Origin of the sequence: Bradyrhizobium sp. 2TAF36, assembly GCF_052114925.1 — a bacterium.
In the GTDB taxonomy this organism is placed as follows: domain Bacteria; phylum Pseudomonadota; class Alphaproteobacteria; order Rhizobiales; family Xanthobacteraceae; genus Bradyrhizobium; species Bradyrhizobium barranii.
The window spans coordinates 1-17,740 of sequence record NZ_JBFRFR010000066.1 but is presented as its reverse complement, the minus strand read 5'-3'; the positions used below and the strand labels follow the sequence as shown (position 1 = coordinate 17,740).

Here is a 17,740-nt window from a genome sequence, read left to right as displayed (position 1 = left end):
AGAGCGTCGCGCGTGCCGTGAGTGAGACGGGGACATCCTATCGAGAAACGTTCTGCGGGGTGGACTTGAGCGTCGTAGCTCACTTGATCCTTCCGCTGCTGTCTGATCCGTTAGTGCTCCCAATCAGCATGATCCAAGGCATTAGAAAGCTGAAGTAAAAGTTGCGACAATTGTTTTTTGTCGGCGATTGGGAAATCTTTGAATAGCCGAGCCTCGCGCTTACGCGAGGCTTCGGCCATTCTAGTGGCGAAATCTCTACCTTCGCGGGTAAGCTTGGCGATAGCGGCTCTGCCACRGGAGCGAGTCTGCTCGATCGAGATCAGCCCTCGATCCGCCAGGATGGCGAGACTGCGACTTGCTGCAGCCTTGTCGACGTCGGCAGCGTCGGAAAGTTCACTGACATTGAGGGATTCGATGCTCTTGAGCGTCATGAGAAGACGCCATTCCACGATGCCGATGTTCCAGGCCGCGCGGTAATACGCAGTCGCGCCTCTGTTGAGGCGCATGCCGAGGGTCGACACCAGCACGGCCACATGTTCACGGGCCAGCATTCCGGCATTCCGGGAACGTTCGTCCGAAGCTTTCTCCCTCTCGAATTTCTTGGTCGCCGGCATTTTCGAAGATCTCCAATGGACTTCGTTCCAAGTCCCGCATTTTGCAGCGCATTGATCCAGATCAAATTTCTTGACAAAACATTTATTGATGTATCAACATAGCGTCCAATCTTCCAATTCCAAGAAAAAAGTGGCGAGAGTGACATGGAAGGAAACGGCTTGGTCGCCGGTCTTGATCAGGCGAGGACGTATGCCGGCGCAATCGATTGCGACCTTCATCCGGCTGTGCCCGGGATGGGCGTCCTCCTGCCCTATCTGGACGATTATTGGCGCGAGATGGTCTCCGTCCGCGCGCTCGACCGTCTCAATCTGAGCCTGACCAGCTACCCGCAGAACTCGCCACTATCCTGTCGTCCGGACTGGCTTCTCCCGGGTGGTGCGAAGGCGGGCTCCTCGCTCGAAGCGATGCAAGACCATGTGCTCGATCGGTTTCGACCACGCTATGGAATTCTGAACTGCCTCTACGGCGCGCAGGTCCTTCACAGTGAGGATATGGCGGCAGCGTTCTGCCGGGCGACCAACGACTGGATCAGGGATCACTGGCTCAATCGGGATCCGCGCCTCCGCGCCTCGATCGTGATCCCGTCGCACAACGCGGAACTCGCCGTGGCGGAAATCGACCGCCGCGCCGACGACTTCCGGTTCGTGCAGGTCCTCATGCTGGTGTCCGGTGAAACTACGCTGGGCCGGCGACATCTCTGGCCCATCTACGAACGCGCCGAGCGCCTCGGCCTGACGATCGGAATTCACGCAGGAAGCGCCTATCGATATGCGCCTACCGCCGTCGGGTGGCCGTCATACTATGTCGAGGACTATGTGGCGCAATCCGCCGCATTCGAGAGCCAGCTTCAAAGCCTGATATCGGAGGGCGTGTTCGCGAAGTTTCCCGGGCTCAAGGTCGTTGCAATCGAATCCGGGTTGACGTGGCTGAGCGGGTTCATCTGGCGCGCCGACAAGACATGGAAAGGCGTGCGAGCCGAGGTTCCGTGGGTCACGCGCACGCCGTCGGAGATCATCCGTAACAATGTGCGCTTCACCGTCCAGCCGGTCGATGCGGCGGACGACGGCGAGGCCATCATGCGGCTCGCCGATCACATCAAGTCGGACGAACTGTTCCTGTTCTCGACGGACTATCCGCATTGGCATTTCGACGGGGATGCGGTTCTCTCCGGCCGGCTCCCTGATGCGCTTTTCCGCAAGATCGCCAGTGAAAATGCGCTCGCCACTTACTCGCGATTGGCCACGGCCGATCAGATCATGGAGGTTGTGCCATGAGCACCGTTGAACTGGAACGGCCACGGGCCTCGAACTACAAGCTGAAAGTCATCGATTGCGACATCCATCCGGCGATGACGTCCTGGACCGAGGTGCATCCTTATCTGGAAAGGCAATGGATCGAGCATCTTACGGTCTATGGCAGCCACCTGCGCCACGCCTTCTCCGAGGCGCTGTCGCATCCGCGCATGTCGCCCGACGCTGCGCGGATCGATGCCTATCCGGAGGAGGGTGGGCCGCCGGGATCGAGCCTTGACCTGATGAAGAAGCAGCACCTCGATCCGAACGGGATCGAGGTGGGCATGTTGATACCCCTGCGCTGGAATCCGGGCAGTCAGAGAAATCTCGACCTTGGCGTCGCATTGACCCGCGCGATGAACACCTGGCAGGTCGAACGCTGGGTGAAGCAGGAGCCGCGTTTGAGGGCCTCGGTGCTGATCGCCCAGGAAGACACGGTTGCCTCCGTCGCCGAGATCGATTCCAGGGGAGGGGATCCCAACTTTACCCAGATCTTGATCCTGCCCAAGACGGACGAGCCGCTCGGACGCCGGCGCTACTGGCCGATCTATGAGGCGGCCGTGCGCAACAACCTGCCGATCACGATTCATGTCGGTGGCACCAATGGCCATCCATCGACCGGCGGCGGATGGACATCCTATTACATGGAGGAACATCACTCGGTCGCCCAGACCATGCAGGCGGTCGTGGCGAGCCTTGTCTTCGAAGGGGTCCTGGCGCGCTTTCCCGAGTTGCGCGTCGTGATCATGGAAGGCGGCTTGGGCTGGGTACCGTCGCTCAATGCGCGCATGGACAAGCACTGGGCACGCCTTCGGAGCGAGGTTCCTCATGTGAAGAAGCCGCCGTCGGAATATGTGCGCGAGCAGGTGTGGTTCAGCACGCAGCCGATGGAAGAGCCGGCGACGTCGGCCGAATTGATCGATCTGTTCGACAGGATCGGATGGGATCGGCTGCTGTTCTCCACCGACTACCCGCATTGGGATTTCGACGATCCGCGCTACGCGTTTCGTGCCAACCTCACACAGGCCCAGCGCGAGCAGCTTCTCTACGAGAATGCGCGCAAGTTCTACAGGCTGGACTGATGGCGCGGCATGTGGTTGCGACCGTGGATCAGATCCCGCCGGGCCAGCGCCTGCTGGTCCAGGTCAATGGACGCGAGATCGGCATCTTCAATGTCGAGGGCGAGTATTTCGCCGTCGGCAATCGTTGCCCGCATGAGGGGGCGTCCCTGTGCAAGGGACGCATCGTCGGGCTCGTCGAGGCGACGGGGCCCGGTGACTATCAATACAGCCGTCGTGGTGAGTTGTTGCGCTGCCCGTGGCATGGCTGGGAATTCGATCTGCGAACCGGTCGGTCATGGTGCGAGCCGGATCGCACCAAGGTCCGAAGCTATGAGCTGAAAGTCGAGCCCGGAGGCGCGCTGATCGAAGGCGAGCTGCGCGCCGAAACGTTTCAGGTCACGATCGACAAGCAATATGTTGTCTTGGAAGTCTGAAGACCAGTGAATCAATTAAGCAAATAAAAGCGCATTGGGAGGAGTAAGTGGTGTTCAAGCTAGGGATGTCGGCGGCTGTCGCCTGTTTCGTGGGTCTGTTGAGCTCCGCGCAAGCCGAGGACGGTTCTTGGGACAAGGTCGTCGAGGCCGCCAAGAAGGAAGGCAAAGTCGTGGTCTACAACATGGCCTTGGGCGCTCCCTACTTCACGGCTGTCCTCAAGTCGTTCGAAGCGAAGTACGGAATTCCGGTCGAGAGTCTCGACCTCCGTGCCAGTGAGCTCTCCGAGCGCATCCGCACCGAGCAGGCGGCCGGCCGCTTTCTGGGCGACGCGGAAATGGTCACGACGACCATGATCGAGGAGCAACTCAAGAACGGCGATTTCGTGCAGAAACTGCCGCCGATCCCGAATGCCGCCCATTTGCGACCGCCGTTCAAAGCCAATGAATACAGCGTGCCGGCCTTCATGCAGCCGATGGGCATCCTCATCAACACGCGGCTGGTCAAGGAGCAGGACATCCCGACGAGCTGGAACGATCTCAACGATCCCAAATGGAAGGGCAAGATCCTCTCGGACGACATGCGGCCGCTCGGCAGCGGGAATACCATGTTCGCCATCCTGGAAAAGACCATGGGCACCGACTTCAACCAGAAGCTCGCCGAGCAAAAGCCCGTGTTCAGCCGCGATATGCGAAACGACGCGCGGCGCGTCGCTCGCGGCGAGTACGCCATCTATATCCCRCAGATCTTTGCCTTTACGTCCGATCTGAAGGGGCTGCCGGTGAAAGTCGTGATTCCGAAGGAGGGTGCACCTTTCGCGGAGATGGATCTCGCGGTGCTCAAGAACGCGCCGCATCCCAACGCTGCGCGTTTGTTCATCGACCACTTCCTCAGCGTCGAGTCGCAATTGCTCTACGCGAACGCATGGATGCTTCCGGTGAACGCCGCGGCCGCCGAGCGCGCCAATCCGGACGCGCAGCAGTTCGTGAACGCCAAGATCATTGGTCCCGCCAAGCTGGCTGAGCGCTCCTCGATGATGGATCTCGCCAAGAAGCTTTACCCCTGAGAGACCCATGAGCGTTTCAGCCGGAGAGGGAGTGAACAACCTCGTCGAGAGGCGTACGACCGGCCTGAGCGGGATCGGGCGGTGGCTGCAGGCGACTGCGGCAGGCCGCCTTGCGGCGCTCGCTCTGCTCGTCGTCGTTCTCGCCTTCCTTTCCGTCTATCCGCTGTCGATGCTGCTCTATGGAAGCCTGCATTCGACGCCGCCGGGAATGGCCGGCACTTTCAATCTGGACGGATATCGCGACGTCATCACGCTGCAAAGCGCGGTGACACTCCTCAACACCGTCGGCATATCCCTGGCCAAGACCATCCCTTCGGTAATCCTGGCCGTCTTGCTCGCCTGGATACTGGCGCGAACCGACACGCCATTCCGGGGGGCTCTGGAAGTCCTGATCACGCTGCCATTCTTCATTCCCCCGATCCTGACCGCAATGGCGTGGGGCATGCTCGGCAATCCGCAGGTCGGATTGCTCAATCAGCTCTATCAGTGGGTCACGGGATCAGAGACAGCGCCGATCAACGTCTATTCATATGGCGGCGTAGTCTGGCACATGATGCAGTATTCCGTGCCGTTCCTGTTTCTTCTTATCGTGGACGCCTTCCGAGCGATGGATCCGAGTCTCGAGGAGGCGGCGACCATGTGCGGCGCATCACGCCTGCGAACTTTTCGCTCTGTCACGCTGCAGCTTATGCTGCCCGCGCTGACCGGTGCGGCCATCCTGAGCTTCATTCGCGGCATCGAGAATTTCGAGTCGCCGCTCTTCTTCGGCTCACCGGCGGGAATTCGGGTCATCACGACGGACATCTACGACTCGATCAACCAGCGGTCGCCGCCGCAATATCAGTATGCAACCGCGATCAGCTTCGTCATCATGGCGCTATTGTTCCTGATCGTTCTTCTGCAGCGGCGGATGCTGCGCGGCCGGAGTTTTCAGACCATCACCGGCAAGGGCTATTCACCTTCGGTGATGAAACTCGGTGCATGGCGATGGGCAACCTTTGCCTTTTGCGTTCTGTTCTTTGTGGTGACGGTGGTCCTCCCGGTCGGGCAACTCATCATCGGCTCGTTCTTCAAGTTCTTCGGGTTCTACCAGTGGGACATGCTGACACTCGAGCACTATCAGGCGGTGTTCGGCAGCAGCGAGTTCTGGCGCGGGTTCAGCAACACGATGTTCCTGGGCCTCGTCGGCGCCACGCTGACGATGTTGCTCGGCGCAACCGTCGCCTATGTCTCGGTCCGAACGAAGTGGCGAGGCCGGTTGCTGATCGATTCGATGGCTTGGCTGCCGTGGATGATGCCCGGCATCGTCCTTGGTGTCGGGTTTCTCTGGGGGTTTGCTCTGCTGCCTCACGCGATTCCGATCTACGGCACGATCTGGGCGCTGCTGCTGGCCTATATTTCGCTTGGGACGCCGCTTTCGGTGCGCGCCATGTCGAGCGCATATGCGCAGCTTTCGTTCGACCTCGAGGAGTGCTCCCGGGTGCATGGCGCAAGCTGGCTGCAAACCATGAGGCGCATCGTCCTTGCCCTGGCCTGGCCTTCCTTCGCCGTCGGATGGGTGCTGGTGTTCTTCGGCATCATGCGCGAGCTGAGCGCATCCGTTCTGCTCTATTCTGTCGGCTCCGAGGTGTTGTCTGTCGTGCTGCTGAAGCTGTGGGCGAACGGCAATGCGGAGCAGGTCAGTGTCATTGGGCTCATCATGATGGTTCTCGTGATCGTCTTCCGTTGGGTTCAACTCAAGTTCATCAGCAGCCGTATCGGTGGAATGTGACCAGGCTTGGATCGTGCCATGTCGAATGTCGTTCTTGAGAAGGTGAGCCGGAGCTTCGGTAATTTCGTCGCGGTCGACGGCGTCGACCTGCGCGTCAGCGAGGGTGAATTCGTCACCCTGCTGGGGCCGTCGGGGTGCGGCAAGACCACGACGTTGCGGATGGTCGCGGGCCTCGAGCAAAATTCCGGTGGCCGCATCAGCATAGGCAACGAGGTCGTCAGCGATGCGGCTCGCGGCGTCTTTGTTCCGTCGGAGCGCCGGCGGCTCGGCATGGTCTTCCAGTCATACGCGATCTGGCCGCACATGACCGTCTTCGAGAACGTCGCCTATCCGCTGCGGGTGCGCCGCAAATCCGCGGCCGAGATACGCGATCTCGTCGCCAGGGCACTCCGCCTCGTCGAAATGCAGGATTTCGCCGAGCGGCCGGCACCGGCGCTGTCCGGCGGCCAGCAGCAGCGAGTGGCGATCGCGCGGGCCCTCGTCTTCGAACCCAAGGTGCTGCTGCTCGACGAGCCGCTCAGCAATCTCGACGCAAAGCTCCGTCTGCAGATGGGCGACGAGTTCCGTTCGATCCAGAGACGGCTTGGGATGACGAGCCTGTACGTGACACATGATCAGGCCGAAGCGATGGCGTTGTCCGACCGTGTGGTCGTGATGGATCGCGGCCGAATCCAGCAGATCGGTGCGCCCGAGGAAATTTATCGCTATCCCGCAAACCRGATCGTGGCGGCCTTCTTCGGAACACCGAACCTGCTGGAGGCCAGTGTGGAGGCCTGCACGCGGATCGACGATCGCCGGGTGCGGCTCAACGTCGTCGGCAAGGGCTGGCGTGGAGCGTGCGAGTCGGCAAGCGAGATCCGGCCCGGGCGGCCCGTGACCGTCATGGTTCGTCCCGAGGACGCGCGTATCGCGGCGCCGGATGCGGCTCACAGTGACCACGAGCTTCGATGGTCCGGACAGATTGCGCACACGATCTTCCGCGGCCCGATCCGGTCGGTCGTGGTGCAGACCGACGATAGCCGCCTCAATGTCGATGCGCCGCCGTTCGGTGGCTTCTCCGTCGGAGACAATGTGACCGTCGTCGTTCCGCAGCAATCAGCTTGGGCAGTGCCGGAGCAGGCCGGCGCAGCCCCTTAAGCCGGGGGTGCCTCTCAGCGATAGATCTGCTGAGCCAAAGACAGCATCTCGTTCATGCGTTCGGGATCGGTGGTGCCGAGAAGCTTCGTTGTTTCGATCTGTGCCACCGCGGGATCGACACCGGTCAGCGCGTCCGCCGTGGTCGGCAGCAGCCCGAGCCTCGCAAGGCTCTGCTGCATCGTCTTGCCCAGATAGTATTCCATCAGCAGCCGCGCCGCGTTTGGGTGAGGCGCATTCTTCAGCAGCGCGAGATCGTAGCCGACGTAGGGCAGCCCCTCCTTTGGCGCGATGAACTTGACCGGGAGGCCCTTGAGTTCGAGCAGCGATGTCAGACTGTCGGGGATGTAGAGCGGGTATTCGCCGCGCGCTACGCGGCGCTCATTTGCGGGTATCTCCCGGCTGAACTTCAGGTCCTGCTGGGCAAGCTTCTCGTGGAAGGCGCGCCCGTAGAGGTCCTGCAGGACCGAGAAGAGCACGCCGCCGCCGCCGAGCGTCCGCAGATCGTCGCTGAGGATTTTTCCTTTCCAGCGCGGATCCGTCAGGTCGAGCCAGCTTTTCGGCTCGTCCGCCGGCTTGACCAGCATGGTATTCGCCAGGATGCCGTAGACGATCGCAAAGACAGGGAGCCGCATGCCGTCGCTTGGGAAGTCCGCCTTGAGACGGCCGAGGCTGGGGAGGGGGCCGTGAGGTTCGAAGACACGCTCCTCCTTGATCTGCAGCGTGGTCGTGGTCCGCCCGTTCTCGGAGACGTCGGCTGCGTTGCGGCCCGCGGCCTGCTCGATGCGGATGCGCTCCCGGACTTCGCTCGCGCGCGCTTCGAGAATGTCCACGGTGATTCCGTAGGCGGACTCGAACTCCTTCTTGAGCTCCTTGTGCGCGGCAAGGCCGACGAACGCGCTGTAGAGCACCACGCGGCCTTCCTTCTTTGCGGCTGCGACCAACGCGGACCATTCGCCCTCCGCTCTCGACGGGGCCATGATCGATGGCAGGATCGAAGAGGCGGTCAGTCCAAACACCGTAGCGCGGCGCGTGATGCGCGCGCGCTTTTCCCGGTCCGGCGTGGCCATTGTCGCTACTCCGCGGCTTGCGGGCTCGGGGCACGCCAGCGAATGGCGGTCTTCAACTTGTCCTGATAGGCCTCGAGCCAGTCGATCTTCGCGTCAGCGTAGTAGGAGCCTGCGCGCGCGTTCCAGAACACCTCGGCATCGTCGACGCCGGGCGGCACGGTGCCGCTGTTGGCGAATGCCCGTGCAGCGTTGAGCAGGCGCCGCCTCGTCCGCGCGATCATCACGTCGCTCGGTGCGAGATGTTCCTTGGTGTGATCGACGATCGGCCCCATGCTTTCCGTGACGGCTTGGTCCTGCATCACGATGTTGCGGATGCCGGTGTAGATCTTGTTGGTGCGCTGAGCTTCGCGATCGATCTGCCAGTCGTTGCCGATGTTCTGGACCGCACGCCAGCGCCCATACCAGTCCGTGGTGTTGGGCAGATAATCCAGACCGTCGGCCCCGGGGATGCCGCCACCGGATTTCAGCTTGGAACTCGAGTAAGTCGCCCCCTTGGCGCGGCCGCCATAGATCGAGATCAGCATCGTGTGGGTGTCGTCCATGGGCACCCACGCCTTGGCGACCACGTGGTCGGCAAAGTCGGCGTTCGGGGTCTGGGTCCAGAACGGCAGTGAGAAATGCGCCATGCGCCAGTGCATTCGATCGTCCGCTTCCGGCCGAAACGCGCCGTACATCGTGCCCCAGTCGGTCTCGGTGACCTTGTACTCCGGCGCTCGGTTGGAAACCGTGTGACGGGCCGGGTGGCCTTCCTCGAAATCATCAGGGTTGATGTGTCCGGCATGCAGGAAGCCGAAATGCGACGTGTCGATATCGCCTTCGAGGCCCTGGAGCCAGTTGGCTTCGCGTTGGAGGATGGTGACGGTCAGATCCTGCTCCGGAACGAACAGCGCTTCGTGCATCGGCATCGGCGGCGCCTCGGCCCGCGCGCCCATGTAAACCCATATGAGGCCCGCGCACTCGCGAACCCTGTAGCTTTTTGCGCGGACCTTTTCCTTGAAATCCTGCGGAGGGGGGACGTTCGGCATTTCGAGGCAGCGGCCGTCAACGTCGAACTTCCAGCCGTGATAGACGCAACGGATGCCGTCCTGCTCGTTACGGCCGAGGAACAGCGAGGCACAGCGATGTGGACATTGATGATCCAGCACGCCAACCCGGCCCGAGCTGTCACGGAAGGCAATGAGCTGCTCACCAAGCAGCATCAGGCGCATTGGATCGCCGTCGACCGATAGTTCCGAAGAGAGGGCGGCGGGTATCCAGTATTGCCGCATCATCTCGCCCATGACCGTACCCGGGCCAACCAGCGTCAGATCCTGGCCGTCAGTCGATTTCGACATGGTGATCCTCCCTAGCTCTTTTGAATGCTTATTATTTGCATTATGCAAGTAATTCGCCCCTGCGTCAATGACGCGATCGTCCGGAAAGCGAGCGGTTGAGCGGTGCAGTGCAACTCGTTATGGTTCTGCTCCCATCACCGCGAGCAAATTGTCTTGATGAACAAGGTCAGCACGATCCTCCCGCTCGAGAACTGGACCGGATACCGGTTCGGTCTCATCGCTTCGCGGCTGGGCAGCTTCATCTCCCCCATGTACGAAGATCGTTACGAGCTGACGATGCCGGCCTGGCGAAGCCTCGCGGTCATTGCCAGGCATCAGCCGCTGACGGCCACGCAACTTGCGACATTGACCTCGTCCGATGCGTTCAAGGTCGCGCGCTCCATCGAATTGCTGGTGCGCCGAGGGCTGATTCATCGTGACGTGGATAAAGCGGACCGCCGCCGCGCCAGCCTGAGCCTCACGACCGATGGCCGCAAGGTCTACAAGGATATCGAGAAATTCGTTGTTCGGGTCGAGCGCAAGCTCATGGCCGCGCTCGATCCGCACGAAATCGAGGTTTTGAGGCGAAGCCTCGACAAGCTCGATCAGCAACTGGAGACCGAGATCAAAGCACAGGGCCGCGAGAAATTCCTGTAACGGTCTCCGGCGGCCTCTGTTTGCGCCTCAGTATCTTACAATGTCCGAATGCCGCTCTTGATGCCATCGGCGATCTGACCAATCTGCTCCTCGTTGATGATAAGAGGCGGCGACAGGATCAGTGTATCGCCAACAGCGCGAACAAAGATCCCATTTTCGAAACAATTGTTCGCCACGGCGCGGGCCCGTTGACCAGGAGCGTTCGGGGCAGCTTTGATCTCTACGGCCCCAAGTAGCCCGAGGTTGCGGATATCGCGGACCGCGCCGCCGGCGCCCCTGATGTCGTGAATGGCGGCTTCCCATGTCCCGGCGATGCGCGCGACTTTCTCGAAGATGCCTTCCTCCTGATAGACATCCAGGGTGGCAATCGCGGCGGCGCAGGCAAGCGGGTGGCCGGAGTAGGTGTAGCCGTGAGCGAGCTCGACGGTGGCCTCCGGTCCCTGCGACATGGCCTCGTGCACATGATGATGAACCAGCACGCCTCCCATTGGAACGGCGCCGTTACTCATCCCATTCGCGCATGAGGTCCGGCGTGACGCCTAGAGCCTGTGCGGCAAACGGCGCCCCTAGTCTTCCGAAGCCGGTGACGACCTCATCGAAGATCAGCAGGATGCCGTGCTTGCTGGTGATCTCGCGCAGCCGCTTGAGATAGCCCTTGGGCGGCGGCAGCACGCCGCCGGCGCCAGCTATCGGTTCGACGATGACGGCTGCGACTGTCGAGGGGTCCACCGCGGTCAGGAGACCTTCCAGCGCATCTGCAAATTCGACGCCGTGCTCGGGCTCGCCCTTGCTGAACGCATTTCGCGCGAGATCATGTGTGTGAGGAAGGTGTGACACCCCCGGAAGCATGACGCCGAACTGCGCCCGCTGCCATCCGATGCCCGAGACCGAGAGTCCGCCGAATCCCATTCCATGGTAACTGCGCTGGCGCCCGATCAGGCGCTGGCGATGGCCTTCGCCGCGCGCCCGGTGATAGGCCAGCGCCATCTTAAGGGCGGTGTCGACCGCCTCGGAGCCGGATCCGGCGAGGAAAGTATGGTCAAACCCTTCCGGCGCGATCTCCAACGCGGCAAAGTCAGCTAAGGGCCAAAAGGCGAATTACACCGTGACCAGCTCGGGGATTTCCGGTCTAGGCAATGTGTGCGCCGTCGCTCTCTCCCATTTGTCAACGTGGTTGACGGTAATTGCCCGGAATTGCTGTTCCGCGAACTATTGGATGGACTCTTCCGGCAACCAGCTGAATTTGCCTTCGCAAAACTGGTCGTGGTGGTTGAAGTTCGGCGCGTGGACCGGATGCATTAGCGATGTCATGACGCGCGATATGGACTCCCGAGGTGAACGGCGCCGTTGAAGTTGCCATCGCCTGCACCTCTTTCGTAATGAAACAATGGCCGGCCACAGCGCGACCGGCGACGGTGTCGTCATGCTGGCGGGAGCGCAGCCGCGGCAGACGACCGGAGAGATGATCTAATCATTCGGGAAAGGCGTTATCCAACAGAGGAGTATCCTATGAAGTTGGCTCAAACATCAACACTACTCATTTGTCTGCTCGGCGCGCCGGGAATTTCGTTGGCCGCGGACGCCAAGGGGGACGTGGAGAAGGCTTACGCCGCTTGGGATGCCGCATTTAATAAGCACGACGAGAAAGCCATCGGCGCCTCCTATGTCGCGACGGCAAAATTGATGCCGCCCACACATCAGGTCGCGTCGGGGCCGGCCGAGATCGAGAAGTTCTTTGCCGGACTCTTCGCGAGCGGTGTGACGGATCACAAGTTGGAGATGATCGATGCCGGCGGAGACGACAAGGTAGTCTTCGGCACAGCCAAGTGGAGCGCTACGGGTAAGGACAAGGAGGGCAAGCCGTCTCCCTTCAGTGGTTTGGCGACGCACGTCTTCGAACGCCAAGCCGACGGATCGCTCAAATTGAGGCTGCAAACATTCAACTAAAGCGGTCGAAGCTTAATCGGTCCGGCGAGGCGGCGGCCTTACCGGACGCCCAAAAGGGCTACTTGTCTCCGGTGCAAGATATGTCCGGGTTGGGTCAAACTGCGACTTAACGGGGAGGGCAGTTCTTGGCGAAACGCGGACATTTGCCCTGATCGGCACGTCTCCGAAGAGCCAAGATCAGAGTGATCGTCGCATTCGGTCGCGGCGTGGACTTGCTACCTACGATGACGTGAGGATTCCGCAGCTATCCTCTCATACAACGCCACCTCTACGCGCTAGTGCGGTAGAAGAGCTATCTGCTGGGGTCATTTGGAGCAACGGCCTCCTCGAACAGCWCAACCTTACCGCGCGTGTTGTCTGTTACCGCAAAAACCTCGTAAAAATCGATCTGCGGCTTCATGCCGTAGCGCTGGATGATGCCCTCGAGCCACGGCCCGGTGTAGAACGCCGTAGCGTCCTCGATACGCTCCCACTGGTACACGCCGCCCGCCCAGCCGCTTTCGGACCAGATGAAGTGCTTGCTGATCAGCCCCGTCACCCCGCGGAAGTTGGGGGCGATCTTGTGAAAGTGCTCGCGACACGCGGCGTGGTCGATCTGCGGCGGCAGTGTGTATCGTACAACGGCGGTAATCATGCGACCTCCTTGTAAGTATGCCCCGGCGCAACATTGATGCCATTCCCGGGATCAAGCTAGCGAAGCGGGAAGCCGACCATTCCAAAGCATGCTGAACTTAGCGTCGAAGTTCAGCCTATCCTGCATGATCTCGGTCCGGGCGTTGCTCAATTCGCGCAACGCAGGCTCCATGCATGCTGGTGCGTGTCGACTCAGATATTGACCATCTACTCGCGCCGATCGCGATCAAATGCGACAGACGCCGCCGTGAGTAGGTCAACACGATTGACAAGAGCCTTAATCGCCGCGCGGCTATCTCCTTTCAATTTTTTGCGTTAATGTGAAGCTCTTCACACCCGTGTAGCAGACGGGCTCGGATGATGCCCAAAGAGAGGTGAGCTAAGGCCCCGCAAAGCGCCGCCCAGTTCTATTCCATTCACACGCGAGTTTGGGAGCGACACATGGAAAAGCGCGAAATTGGCAACAGCTTGACGAAAGGTCTGTCCGAAGCGAAGCGGGGCGCCTTCTCCCGCCGCTCGGTGTTGACGTTGGTTTGCACCCTCGGCGCCACGGCGCCGCTTGGAATGTTTGGAGCGGCTCGCGCGCTGACGGCATCCGGGACTGGATCGCTGTCTTATATTCCCGGCGAGCCTCTTATTTGTCGCGCCGCAGCGAGCAGTGAAGAGCTGCAGGGCCCACCCCGCCAACTCARACTCGCCTGGAATGCGAACGCGGCGTGCACCGTCGCTGCGGCAGTCGCAAAGGAGCGGGGTATCTTCGCCAAGCACAACCTCGATGTCGAATTCGTCAATTTCGGCGGTTCGACCGACCAGTTGTTGGAGGCGATTGCAACTGGCAAGGCGGATGCCGGTTTGGGATTGGCCCTGCGCTGGCTCAAACCGCTGGAGCAAGGTTTCGACGTTCGGATCACCGCCGGTGTGCACGGCGGCTGCATCCGGCTCCTCGGCTCCAAGGCTGCGAATATTGACAGCCTGGAATCCCTGCGCGGCAAGGCTATCGGGATTAGCGATCAAGCGAGCCCAGCGAAGAACTTCTTTTCGATCTACCTCGCCAAAAAGGGCATCGATCCGGCCCAAGAGGTAGAGTGGCGCCAGTACCCGGCCAATCTGCTCGCGCTTGCCGTCGACAAGGGCGAAGTGCAGGCGCTGGCCGAGATAGATCCGCTGCCCTACCTCTGGCTCAAGGAAGGCAAACTCAACGAGATCGCGACGAACTTGACGGGTGAATTCGCCGACCGCACCTGCTGCGTTCTCGCGATACGTGGCAGCCTCACCCGAAGCGAAATGCCGGTGGCGGCCGCTCTGACCCGATCGATACTGGAGGGGGCAGACCTAGTTGCCAGCGATCCCGCCGATGCCGCAGCAATCTATTCGGGCTACGGCGGGAGAGGATCCGTAGAGGATCTCGCCACGATGTATCGCAGCCATACTCACCACAATCACCCGGTCGGGGCAACGCTCAAGAAGCAGCTTCTACTCTACACCGACGAACTCAAGGCAGTGAACGTCATGAAGCGAAGCACTGACCCGGCCAAATTCGCCGAGCGGATTTATCTTGACGTTCTAAGCTGAGCCGATTGGGAAGATCCGCAGTGAGCTCGGTCATCGATGAAGTGCCGAGGCCATCAGAGAAATCGGGTTTCGGCTTTTTTGAAAGTTCGACCACTCGGTCGTTGATCGGCGGACTGTCTGTTGCCGCCGCATGGTCTATGGTCGCCGTGCTCACTGCGCTCTGGCCGGATAAGCCCGAGAGCGATTGGGCCTACACCGGCGGCTTCGCGATTGCCTGCGGCGCGTTGGCCCTTGCGCTCGCCCTGGCAGCCTTTGCCGGCGTTCGTTTTGTTGCTTTTCAGCGTCTCCAGTGGCTCTCCCCGTGGCTGTTTGCGCTCGCGCTGTTTTTTGCTGCCTGGGAGGCCGTCACAGCAAAGCTTGGATTGCTGCCGTTGCCGTTCTTTCCGCCGCCGCAGGCCGTTGTCGAAGTCGTAATCGATGATTGGGGGCGGCTGGCTGAAGGCATCTTCGCCTCAGCGCGTCTGCTCGCGACCGGTTACTTTCTCGGTGCGGCGGTGGGGTTCGTAACCGGCGTGGCGATCGGCTGGTCGCGGCTCGCCGGTTATTGGATCCACCCAGTTTTGCGGTTCATCGGGCCGCTGCCCGCGACAGCTTGGCTGCCGCTCGCATTTTTTGTTTTCCCGTCGAGCTTCAGCGCCAGCATTTTCCTGATTGCGCTCGCCACCGGGTTTCCGGTCACCGTGCTGACCTGGTCGGGCGTCGCCTGCGTGAAGAGCGCCTATTACGATATTGCGCGGACATTGGGAGCAACCCAGCGCTTCCTCGTGCTCAAGGTTGCCATTCCGGCGGCAATGCCACATGTCTTTGTTGGCCTGTTCATGGGTCTCGGCAACTCGTTTGCGGTTCTTGTCGTAGCCGAGATGCTGGGCGTGAAGGCGGGGCTCGGCTGGTACCTGCAATGGGCGCAAGGTTGGGCGGCCTATGCCAATATGTACGCCGCGCTGCTGCTCATGGCGTTCTTGTGCTCAGGGCTGATCACGCTGCTGTTCCGCTTGCGGGACCGCCTGCTATCCTGGCAGAAAGGTCTGGTGCGATGGTAGCGGCGATCGCAAGCGATCACGCGGTCCGTGGATCGACGCTAACGCTCCGCGAAGTGAGCCACAGCTTCGATCTCGAAGGGCAGCCCCTGCCGGTATTGGACCGCATCAGCCTTCAGGTCGGCCGCGGCGAATTTGTCGCTCTCCTGGGGCCGAGTGGGTGCGGAAAATCGACCCTGCTGCGGCTGGTCGCGGGGCTCGACACTCCAACAGCCGGCTTCCTGCTAGCGGAGGGAAGAGAGATCGAAGCACCCGATCCGTCGCGCGTCGTCGTTTTTCAAGACCCAACGCTCTATCCATGGCGGACGGTACGGAGCAACGTTGCGCTCGGTCTGGAAGCCCGCGGGTTGCTACGCACTCATGGCGGGCGTATCGAAGACGCCTTGCGCCTGGTGGGGCTCACGGGCTTCGCCAATGCCTACCCGCACCAGCTTTCCGGTGGCATGGCGCAACGCGCGGCTCTGGCGCGTGCGCTTGTCAACGACCCAAAGCTGCTCATTCTCGACGAACCTTTGGGCCAGCTCGACTCGCTGACTCGCATCGCGATGCAGGCGGAACTCGTATCACTTTGGCAGCGCTCGCGCTTCACGGCGCTGATGGTCACGCACGATGTCGAGGAGGCGCTATTGCTTGCTGGCCGTGTCATCGTGCTGAGCGACCGGCCTGCACGGGTCAAGGCTGAAGTCGTCAACAGCCAGCCCTATCCTCGCCACCGGGGCGATCCGCACTTCGTTGAGCTTCGTCGCGAGGTGTTTGGGCAACTCGGCCTCGATGAGGCATGGTAGCCCTCAAAAGGAGCTCGCCGTGACGGATCTTCTCATACGCATCCACAGAGCAAGCAGCACGGCGTTCTCGCCGCGATCGCAATGCGATTGTGTTAGCGGCTGTGCAGCCACCTCGTGGAGATCTAAAAATCTGGGAAGCGCACGGAGACTTCGATGACCTCAGAATTCAACGTCCACAACGCCGCGGGCTATGAGCAGCTCATGGGCCGCTGGAGCCGAAGACTCGCGCGGAAATTCATCGACTTCACAGGGATTTCCGACGGCGAAAGGATTCTCGACATCGGCTGTGGCACCGGTAGCCTGACCTTCACGCTCGCCAGAGCCGCCGACCTCGCCGAGATTACCGCGATCGACTATTCACCAGTCTTTGTCGAGGACGTGATCCGGCGCAACACAAACCCGCGAATAAAAGTCCGGCAGGCTGATGCCTGTGCACTGCCCTTCGAGGGCGGCACGTTCGATCGCGCTTTGGCGCTTCTCGTGCTCCACTTCGTTCCCGAAGCCGGTAAGGCAGTAGCCGAGATGCGCCGCGTCGTTCGGCCGGGCGGCGTGGTCGCGGCAGCGGTGTGGGATCATCTCGGCGGGATGCCCGGCATGCGCATGATGGTCGACACGGTGGCGGCACTCGGTGAAAGCGGGCGCCAGCTGCGCAGTCGCTATTGCTTTCAACCAATGATGCAGCCGGGCGAACTGAGACGGACTTTTGCCGAACAGGGTCTCGTGAGCATTGCGGAAGTAGAGCTGATGATCCGCATGGACTACAAAAGCTTTGCCGACTATTGGACGCCGATTGCCGCTGGCGAAGGGCCGCTCGGCAAGTATGTGGCAGCGCTCGACGCTGCGGAGCGAGCGCGCACCGACGCCGCCGTGCGCGATGCCTACGAGGCCGGCCGGCCCGACGGCCCGAGGTCCTTTGCAAACGTCGCGTGGGCGTGCAGAGGCATCGTTCCCTAACTCGACGGCCAGAGCGGTCTCTTCCGAGGTCCTGACTATCTGAGTGCCCGGGTGGAAAGTCGATGAACGTCTGGGCTTAACCAGGACGAGCAGGCTTGCTGCTCTGCTACGCGGATACGAGAAGATTGGCGAAGTGGAAATTTTTCATTTTCTGCTTGAAGTCAGGTGAGTGAGCGTCTATGCGTTTTCCAGCGTTGCTCGTCTGTCGGGCGCTCTCTTTGGCCTAGATGCCAAGGGAAGCATGCACGCTCTTGATGCTCCTCACCTTGTTGAGTGACACAACAGTCGACGTAAGTCGATTGGAGTTCATTCATCGTCGGTAAGGGTGTCGGAACCCTTCCACTCTGGAAGGTTGGGGCCTCGTGGTCCCGGGCTGTTTGACAAGTGAAGATGAAGAAAGA

The 17,740-nt window shown here is 61.0% G+C and carries 18 protein-coding genes; 12 read left to right on the top strand and 6 right to left on the bottom strand.

Features of this window, described 5'->3' with window-relative positions; translation table 11 throughout:
• Positions 1–110: 110 nt before the first annotated feature.
• Positions 111–614 (bottom strand): MarR family transcriptional regulator, encoded by a 504-nt coding sequence (locus tag AB4Z51_RS32025; RefSeq protein WP_441498731.1) that lies wholly within the window; start codon positions 612–614, stop codon positions 111–113.
• A 144-nt stretch (positions 615–758) separates the two neighbouring features.
• On the opposite strand from AB4Z51_RS32025, the gene AB4Z51_RS32020 reads away from it, so the two are divergent.
• Genes AB4Z51_RS32020 through AB4Z51_RS31995 form a run of 6 tightly spaced genes read left to right on the top strand, consistent with a single transcriptional unit; the run spans position 759 to position 7,374 of the window.
• Positions 759–1,889, top strand: coding sequence for an amidohydrolase family protein (locus AB4Z51_RS32020; RefSeq protein ID WP_354113996.1), 1,131 nt, complete (start codon positions 759–761; stop codon positions 1,887–1,889).
• The gene (locus AB4Z51_RS32015) at positions 1,886–2,989 is read left to right on the top strand and encodes an amidohydrolase family protein (protein WP_135217089.1); all 1,104 of its coding nucleotides are present in this window, start codon (positions 1,886–1,888) and stop codon (positions 2,987–2,989) included. Before AB4Z51_RS32020 ends, AB4Z51_RS32015 begins: the two co-directional genes overlap by 4 nt.
• Positions 2,989–3,402, top strand: a complete 414-nt coding sequence (locus AB4Z51_RS32010; RefSeq protein WP_063985295.1) for a Rieske (2Fe-2S) protein — start codon at positions 2,989–2,991, stop codon at positions 3,400–3,402. The genes AB4Z51_RS32015 and AB4Z51_RS32010 overlap by 1 nt, the downstream gene beginning before the upstream one ends.
• Positions 3,403–3,449: 47 nt before the next feature.
• Entirely contained in the window at positions 3,450–4,466 is a 1,017-nt protein-coding gene (locus tag AB4Z51_RS32005) for an ABC transporter substrate-binding protein (RefSeq protein WP_245344197.1), read from the top strand.
• 31 nt (positions 4,467–4,497) lie between these two features.
• Positions 4,498–6,237 (top strand): ABC transporter permease, encoded by a 1,740-nt coding sequence (locus AB4Z51_RS32000; protein ID WP_441268745.1) that lies wholly within the window; start codon positions 4,498–4,500, stop codon positions 6,235–6,237.
• 18 nt (positions 6,238–6,255) lie between these two features.
• On the top strand, positions 6,256–7,374 hold the full coding sequence (locus AB4Z51_RS31995; protein WP_441498730.1) for an ABC transporter ATP-binding protein: 1,119 nt from the start codon (positions 6,256–6,258) through the stop codon (positions 7,372–7,374).
• 14 nt (positions 7,375–7,388) lie between these two features.
• On the opposite strand, the gene AB4Z51_RS31990 is transcribed toward AB4Z51_RS31995, so the two are convergent.
• Both AB4Z51_RS31990 and AB4Z51_RS31985 read right to left on the bottom strand, forming a co-directional pair.
• On the bottom strand, positions 7,389–8,441 hold the full coding sequence (locus AB4Z51_RS31990; protein WP_085403314.1) for an ABC transporter substrate-binding protein: 1,053 nt from the start codon (positions 8,439–8,441) through the stop codon (positions 7,389–7,391).
• A gap of 5 nt (positions 8,442–8,446) precedes the next feature.
• Entirely contained in the window at positions 8,447–9,775 is a 1,329-nt protein-coding gene (locus AB4Z51_RS31985) for a Rieske 2Fe-2S domain-containing protein (RefSeq protein ID WP_063985290.1), read from the bottom strand.
• Positions 9,776–9,931: 156 nt separating this feature from the next.
• Between AB4Z51_RS31985 and AB4Z51_RS31980 the strand changes: the two genes are divergently transcribed.
• On the top strand, positions 9,932–10,411 hold the full coding sequence (locus AB4Z51_RS31980) for a MarR family winged helix-turn-helix transcriptional regulator (RefSeq protein WP_085403315.1): 480 nt from the start codon (positions 9,932–9,934) through the stop codon (positions 10,409–10,411).
• 35 nt (positions 10,412–10,446) lie between these two features.
• Here AB4Z51_RS31980 and AB4Z51_RS31975 read toward each other — a convergent pair whose 3' ends face one another.
• On the bottom strand, positions 10,447–10,920 hold the full coding sequence (locus AB4Z51_RS31975) for an aminotransferase class III-fold pyridoxal phosphate-dependent enzyme (protein ID WP_283808584.1): 474 nt from the start codon (positions 10,918–10,920) through the stop codon (positions 10,447–10,449).
• Positions 10,913–11,476 (bottom strand): aminotransferase class III-fold pyridoxal phosphate-dependent enzyme, encoded by a 564-nt coding sequence (locus AB4Z51_RS31970; protein WP_275552147.1) that lies wholly within the window; start codon positions 11,474–11,476, stop codon positions 10,913–10,915. Before AB4Z51_RS31970 ends, AB4Z51_RS31975 begins: the two co-directional genes overlap by 8 nt.
• Positions 11,477–11,920: 444 nt before the next feature.
• Here AB4Z51_RS31970 and AB4Z51_RS31965 point away from each other — a divergent pair, with 444 nt between their 5' ends.
• A complete protein-coding gene (locus tag AB4Z51_RS31965; RefSeq protein ID WP_071916327.1) occupies positions 11,921–12,358 on the top strand; it encodes a YybH family protein in 438 nt (145 codons plus the stop codon).
• A gap of 292 nt (positions 12,359–12,650) precedes the next feature.
• On the opposite strand, the gene AB4Z51_RS31960 is transcribed toward AB4Z51_RS31965, so the two are convergent.
• Positions 12,651–12,992 (bottom strand): hypothetical protein, encoded by a 342-nt coding sequence (locus AB4Z51_RS31960; protein WP_441498729.1) that lies wholly within the window; start codon positions 12,990–12,992, stop codon positions 12,651–12,653.
• A 440-nt stretch (positions 12,993–13,432) separates the two neighbouring features.
• On the opposite strand from AB4Z51_RS31960, the gene AB4Z51_RS31955 reads away from it, so the two are divergent.
• The 4 genes from AB4Z51_RS31955 (at position 13,433) to AB4Z51_RS31940 (ending at position 17,339) form a co-directional block, all read left to right on the top strand.
• Entirely contained in the window at positions 13,433–14,563 is a 1,131-nt protein-coding gene (locus AB4Z51_RS31955; RefSeq protein ID WP_441498728.1) for an ABC transporter substrate-binding protein, read from the top strand.
• Positions 14,564–14,583: 20 nt separating this feature from the next.
• A complete protein-coding gene (locus tag AB4Z51_RS31950; RefSeq protein ID WP_245343889.1) occupies positions 14,584–15,603 on the top strand; it encodes an ABC transporter permease in 1,020 nt (339 codons plus the stop codon).
• Positions 15,597–16,385: an ABC transporter ATP-binding protein gene (locus AB4Z51_RS31945; RefSeq protein ID WP_085398208.1), complete on the top strand. Its 789-nt coding sequence runs from the start codon at positions 15,597–15,599 to the stop codon at positions 16,383–16,385. Before AB4Z51_RS31950 ends, AB4Z51_RS31945 begins: the two co-directional genes overlap by 7 nt.
• Before the next feature lie 153 nt (positions 16,386–16,538).
• A complete protein-coding gene (locus AB4Z51_RS31940; protein WP_085398209.1) occupies positions 16,539–17,339 on the top strand; it encodes a class I SAM-dependent methyltransferase in 801 nt (266 codons plus the stop codon).
• Positions 17,340–17,740: the final 401 nt, after the last annotated feature.